Here is a 218-nt window from a genome sequence, read left to right as displayed (position 1 = left end):
TCGGAACTGACACTGACATCTGCTTCCTGTACTTTCGGTTCATACTTTGATTTCTGTACCGCCGGAGCAAGGGTTGGATTCTGGGTAATGACCATTGCACCGTCCTTATCCACATGAACGGTCACGGTGTAGTTTTCTGTGACTGCCTGTGTCTGTTCTCCCTCTTTTACCTGCTGATCTACTTCGTAGGCAACGGTAAAATCGTCCGTTCCAGACTG

General features: G+C 48.6%; 1 protein-coding gene. It reads right to left on the bottom strand.

Translation table 11 applies throughout. The features are described 5' to 3' along the window. Positions 1-218, bottom strand: a 218-nt coding sequence (locus tag GPK60_RS10745) for a conjugal transfer protein (RefSeq protein WP_215660011.1), incomplete at both ends; no start/stop codon positions are given.

The organism is Ruminococcus sp. MCC718 (genome assembly GCF_018783905.1).
In the GTDB taxonomy this organism is placed as follows: Bacteria; Bacillota; Clostridia; order Lachnospirales; family Lachnospiraceae; genus Hominisplanchenecus; species Hominisplanchenecus faecis.
This window is presented reverse-complemented; position numbering and strand designations above follow the sequence as displayed.